Genomic DNA, 6,000 nt, shown 5'->3' on the forward strand with positions numbered 1-6,000 from the left:
ATAAGAACACACCAGCATTGCGGCTGTTTTGAGTACCTTCACAATATGCTATAATCCGCCGTTAAACTTTTATCTTTTCAGGAAAAACCATGAGCTTGAAATGCGGCATCGTCGGTTTGCCCAACGTCGGCAAATCCACCCTCTTTAACGCGCTGACCCAATCGGGTATCGAAGCGGCAAACTATCCTTTCTGTACCATCGAACCCAACGTCGGCATCGTTGAAGTCCCAGATCCGCGTATGGCCGAATTGGCAAAAATCGTCAATCCGCAAAAAATGCAGCCCGCCATCGTCGAATTTGTCGACATTGCCGGTTTAGTTGCAGGCGCGAGCAAAGGCGAAGGCTTAGGCAACCAGTTCCTCGCCAACATCCGCGAGACTGACGCAATTGTTAACGTCGTGCGTTGCTTTGACGACGACAACATCGTTCACGTTGCAGGCAAAGTCGATCCGATCGCCGACATCGAAACCATCGGCACCGAGTTGGCACTGGCTGACTTGGCCAGCGTCGAAAAAGCCATTGTCCGCGAAGAAAAACGCGCCCGCTCAGGCGACAAAGACGCGCAAAAACTGGTCGATCTGTGTAAAAAACTGCTGCCGCATTTGGACGAAGGCAAGCCTGTACGCTCCTTCGGTTTGGACTCAGAAGAACTCGCCATGCTCAAGCCGCTGTTCTTGCTGACTGCCAAACCCGCCATGTACGTCGGCAACGTTTCCGAAGATGGTTTTGAAAACAACCCGCACCTCGACCGCCTGAAAGAATTGGCTGCAAAAGAAAACGCGCCGGTTGTGGCAGTATGCGCTGCAATGGAAAGCGAAATCGCTGAATTGGAAGACGACGAAAAAGCCGAATTCCTCGCTGAAATGGGCTTGGAAGAACCGGGCCTGAACCGCCTGATTCGTGCCGGCTACGACCTCTTGGGCCTGCAAACCTACTTCACCGCCGGTGTCAAAGAAGTCCGCGCTTGGACCATCCACAAAGGCGACACAGCCCCACAAGCCGCCGGCGTGATTCACACTGACTTTGAACGCGGCTTCATCCGCGCCCAAGTTATCTCCTACGAAGATTTCATCGCTTTAGGCGGCGAAGCCAAAGCCAAAGAAGCAGGTAAAATGCGTGTAGAAGGCAAAGAATACGTCGTACAAGACGGCGATGTGATGCACTTCCTCTTTAACGTCTAAACCCAGCAAAACGCCTTTTCAGACGGCCTTTTCTAAGATTAAGGCCGTCTGAATTTATTTTCAGCCGGCCTCATGTCTTGAAATATCAACAAAACAAGACATCATCTCCATAATAAATGCGGGCATGGTCCGTAATTTTTCTCTCTTAAAATCTCCCATTTCTTATCGACGCTTCACCTAAAAATAGCGCAAGGTTACATCATCAATAACAATACCACTGATATGACAATAAAAAATTAAACAATACCACATCGTATTGATTCATTATAAAAACAACATATTAAATATTATGTTGAAACTATCAACTGTATCCCTACTCTAATCTATTACTATTCAAACGCATATCATCAGCAATCATTCTAAGAAGGCAAACAAACTGCCCAGTACTGACAAACGATGGCCGACCTCCGAAATGCTGCCATTCTCGGCAGGAATCACTTTTCAGACGACGCCATTAAAATAAACTAATTAAAATCAAAATATTATGAGCAAAGTTTTATCTTACCGCCCAGATATTGATACATTGCGTGCCGTTGCTGTTCTATCCGTTGTCATTTTCCATATTGAAAAAAACTGGCTGCCTGGCGGCTTTCTTGGTGTTGATATCTTTTTTGTTATTTCCGGCTTTCTGATCACGATGATTATCCATCGTGAAATGAGCAGTGGGATTTTTTCGTTCAAAAAGTTTTACATCCGCCGTATCAAGCGGATACTGCCCGCATTTTTTACCGTATTGACGGTAACGCTGATATGCGGCTTTCTTTTATTCACCAAAGATGATTTTTCCCTTTTATGGAGGACAGCCCTGTCCACCTTGGGGTTCATCTCCAATATCTTTTTTGCCAAGGGTCAGGGCTATTTCGATCCCATACAAGAAGAAAAACCTTTGCTTCACATTTGGTCTTTATCGGTCGAAGAACAATATTATTTCGTCTTCCCGATATTGCTGTTATTGGTTGTCCGCAAAAGCTGGCGCACCCAGTTTGCCTTCCTCATCACGCTATGCGTATTCAGTATTTTGGCTTCTTTTATGCCGACTGCACTGGATAAATATTACCTTCCCCATCTGCGCGCCTGCGAAATGCTGATCGGCTCGTTGACGGCAGTGTGGATGCAATATCGGCAACAACAAGGGCTGGATACCGGCAAACAATATGCGGCGGCAGGCGCATTACTTTCCTTATGCGTACTGTTTGCCTGCCTGTTTACCTATACAGAAAAAACTGCCTATTTCCCGGGGCCTGCCGCCATGATTCCTTGTTTGGCCGCCGCCGCATTCATTTATTTCAATCAATTTGAACACCGGCTGAAAAAATTTTTCCAATGGAAGATTACTGTCGGCATAGGCTTGATTTCCTATTCACTGTATCTGTGGCATTGGCCTGTATTGGCTTTTATGAGATACATCGGTTCAAATAATCTGCCTTCTTATTCGACTGCGGTCGCGATTGTCTTAATGTTTGCACTCTCTCTGCTTTCTTATTATTTTGTCGAGAAGCCGTTTAAAAACTGGAAAGGCTCTTTTGCCCAATCTGTGACATGGGTTTATGCCGTCCCCATGCTTGTTTTGGCCATTACGCCTTTTCTTGCCATGAAGCTCCCGTTTATGCAGCAATACGACCGTATGGGATTGGCACGTTCCTACACTTCTTGTCACAACAATACCGACAAACAGTGTATTTGGGGCGATACCGACAAACAGCCGGAATTACTGATTCTAGGCGATTCGCATGCCGACCAATATAAAACGTTTTTTGATACCGTCGGCAAAAAAGAAAACTGGTCGGCAGCGATGGTTTCTGCGGACAGTTGTGCCTATGTAGAAGATTATGCCGCGCCCGTATTCAAGCAAAACGCCTCCTGCCGTGCCGTTTATGAGTACGCCAAAGAGCATCTGCCCCAATACTCAAAAGTGCTTTTGGCCATGCGCTGGGGCAGCCAAATGCCTGAAAACAGCCACTCCCTTGCTTACGATGCCGATTTTTTCAAAAAATTCGACCTCATGTTGCAAAAACTTTCTTCGGAAAAACAAGCGGTTTACCTGATGATAGACAACCCTAATCTGTCATACAACGGCTTGCGCGCCTATATCCTGTCTTACCGCATACCGGGATTTAGTCAGAATCTTGCCATTGATGAAACAGTTACTTCAAAAGGAAATGAACGCATCAAAAATTTGGCGGAAAAATATGCCAATGTGCACATTGTCGATGCCACTGCCTATATTCCGGAGAACTTCAAAATAAACGGATTGCCGGTTTATTCCGATAGAGACCACATCAACCCTTACGGCGGCAGAGAACTGGCCAAGCGTTTTTCTGAAAAACACACGCTTCTTCAGTAAGCCATAGCCATTCATCCGATGAAATTTGTTACAATTAGCAGTTTGTAAAACTGCTAATTTTTTTGGAAGATAACAATGAGCGTCATCAAAGACCTACAATCGCGTGGCTTAATCGCCCAAACTACCGACATCGAAGCCTTAGACGCTTTGCTAAACGAACAAAAAATTTCCCTCTATTGCGGTTTTGACCCGACAGCCGACAGCCTACACATCGGCCACTTGCTGCCTGTATTGGCATTGCGCCGTTTCCAACAAGCTGGCCATACGCCGATTGCTTTGGTAGGCGGCGCGACCGGCATGATCGGCGACCCAAGCTTTAAAGCCGCCGAACGCAGCTTGAATTCTGCCGAAACCGTTGCCGGCTGGGTTGAAAGCATCCGCAACCAACTGACCCCTTTCTTAAGCTTTGAAGGCGACAACGCAGCCATTATGGCGAACAACGCCGACTGGTTCGGCAGCATGAACTGCCTCGACTTCCTGCGCGACATCGGCAAGCATTTTTCCGTCAACGCTATGCTGAACAAAGAGTCCGTCAAACAGCGTATCGAGCGCGACGATGTGGGTATTTCCTTTACCGAGTTCGCCTACTCCCTGCTGCAAGGCTACGACTTTGCCGAATTGAACAAACGCCATGGCGCAGTTTTGGAAATCGGCGGTTCCGACCAATGGGGCAACATCACTGCCGGTATCGACTTGACCCGCCGTCTGCACCAAAAACAAGTATTCGGCCTGACCCTGCCTTTGGTAACCAAATCAGACGGCACCAAATTCGGCAAAACCGAAGGCGGCGCGGTATGGTTGAACGCGAAGAAAACTTCTCCGTATCAGTTCTACCAATTCTGGCTGAAAGTGGCCGATGCCGATGTGTATAAATTTCTGAAATACTTTACCTTCCTGTCTATCGAAGAAATTGATGCCATCGAAGCCAAAGACAAAGCCAGCGGCACCAAGCCAGAAGCGCAACGCATTCTTGCCGAGGAAATGACCCGCCTGATTCACGGCGAAGAAGCCCTTGCCGCCGCCCAACGTATTTCTGAAAGCCTGTTTGCCGAAGACCAAAGCCATCTCACCGAAAGCGACTTCGAGCAGCTGGCACTCGACGGCCTGCCGACTTTTGAAGTTTCCGAGAGCCTCAACGTAGTTGAGACTTTGGTAAAAACCGGTTTGGCGTCTTCCAACAAAGAAGCGCGCGGCTTTGTAAACAGCAAAGCGGTTTTGCTCAACGGCAAACCTGCCGAAGCCAACAATCCGAACCATGCCGCTGAAAAACCTGACGATGCCTATATGCTGACCGATGAACATAAACGTTTCGGCAAATACACCATCGTCCGCCGCGGCAAACGCAACCACGCTTTGTTGGTTTGGAAATAATCTTTAAACATTAAATGCATCGTTTAAAACAATCATGCCGTCTGAAATCAGCCACGCTTTTTTCAGACGGCATTTTCTATTGATGATATTCAGTTTTCCCAAAAAGAAAGGACAGGTATTACACCTGCCCTTCTATAAAGCCAATTTCCTTAAGAAACTTTTATCCCCTGCTTACTGCAAACGCTCATTTTCTTGACGGACGGCATTTACCACATCCGCGCCAAACAAAGCGTTGACATCGGTTTCATCAAACACATACTTGCTATGGCAGAAATCGCAATCGATTTGAATGCTGCCTTGTTCTGCCACCACGCCGCCGACTTCCTGACCGCCAAGCATCAACAGCATATCGCTGACTTTGCCGCGAGAGCAGGTGCAGGCAAATTCAATGGTCTCCGGTTCAAAAACGCGGGGCGGGGTTTCATGGTAAAGGCGGTAAAGGGCGTGATGAGCGTCCAAACCGGTCAATTCTTGCGGAGTAAGCGTTTGCGCAAGCGTGGTCACATGCTCCCAAGCAGCATCATCCAATTCTTCTTCCGGCAGACGTTGCAGCAATAATGCGCCTGCGGCTTGGTCATCGGCGGCAAGCGTAATATAGGTATCGAGCTGCTCGGAACGTTTCATATAGTTGACCAGCATTTGCGCAATGCTGTCGCCTTCCAGCGGGACAACACCTTGCCATGGGTCAGCATCTTTAGGCTGATGAGTCAAAACGAACACGCTGTTTTCGCCCAACAGCGCAGTCAGGCTTTCGTCATCATGGATTTCAGCGGTTTCGTCCCAACGCGCGGTAGCACGGACAGTATTTTCAGAAGTTGCTTCCACCACCAACATTTTCAGACGGCCCTGACCTTGAACCTGAACAATCAGCGCGCCTTCGTTTTTAAGGTTGGCAGACAATAAAGCACCGGCGGCCAACAATTCGCCCAATGCGCGACGGATGGCGACAGGATAATGTTTTTGGTTGACGATGTGGTGCCAAACCTTTTCGAGGCGGATGTGCATGCCGCGGATAGGCATATCGTCGAAGATAAAGCGTGTACGGATATCGCTGTGATTTTGTGTCATGTCAGTCTCTGAAAATAAATCAATGAATGCCGCTTA

The 6,000-nt window shown here is 47.8% G+C and carries 4 protein-coding genes; 3 read left to right on the top strand and 1 reads right to left on the bottom strand.

Annotated elements, in window-relative coordinates; translation table 11 throughout:
- Window positions 1–89: 89 nt before the first annotated feature.
- The 3 genes from ychF (at window position 90) to tyrS (ending at window position 4,896) form a co-directional block, all read left to right on the top strand.
- On the top strand, window positions 90–1,181 hold the full coding sequence (ychF, locus tag ACTHSP_RS03100) for a redox-regulated ATPase YchF (protein WP_107857353.1): 1,092 nt from the start codon (window positions 90–92) through the stop codon (window positions 1,179–1,181).
- A 484-nt stretch (window positions 1,182–1,665) separates the two neighbouring features.
- On the top strand, window positions 1,666–3,525 hold the full coding sequence (locus ACTHSP_RS03105; RefSeq protein WP_285071401.1) for an acyltransferase family protein: 1,860 nt from the start codon (window positions 1,666–1,668) through the stop codon (window positions 3,523–3,525).
- A gap of 75 nt (window positions 3,526–3,600) precedes the next feature.
- Window positions 3,601–4,896: a tyrosine--tRNA ligase gene (gene tyrS / locus ACTHSP_RS03110; protein WP_063069041.1), complete on the top strand. Its 1,296-nt coding sequence runs from the start codon at window positions 3,601–3,603 to the stop codon at window positions 4,894–4,896.
- Window positions 4,897–5,067: 171 nt separating this feature from the next.
- Here the strand turns inward: tyrS and hslO are convergent, their stop codons facing one another.
- Window positions 5,068–5,964 (bottom strand): Hsp33 family molecular chaperone HslO, encoded by an 897-nt coding sequence (gene hslO, locus ACTHSP_RS03115; RefSeq protein ID WP_314511121.1) that lies wholly within the window; start codon window positions 5,962–5,964, stop codon window positions 5,068–5,070.
- Between the last annotated feature and the right edge of the window lie 36 nt (window positions 5,965–6,000).

Source organism: Neisseria sp. P0001.S005 (assembly GCF_051963715.1).

Coding starts and splice junctions, on each gene's coding strand:
- ychF (WP_107857353.1), top strand. CDS start 90: ATGAGCTTGAAATGCGGCATCGTCGGTTTGCCCAACGTCGGCAAATCC.
- ACTHSP_RS03105 (WP_285071401.1), top strand. CDS start 1,666: ATGAGCAAAGTTTTATCTTACCGCCCAGATATTGATACATTGCGTGCC.
- tyrS (WP_063069041.1), top strand. CDS start 3,601: ATGAGCGTCATCAAAGACCTACAATCGCGTGGCTTAATCGCCCAAACT.
- hslO (WP_314511121.1), bottom strand. CDS start 5,964: ATGACACAAAATCACAGCGATATCCGTACACGCTTTATCTTCGACGAT.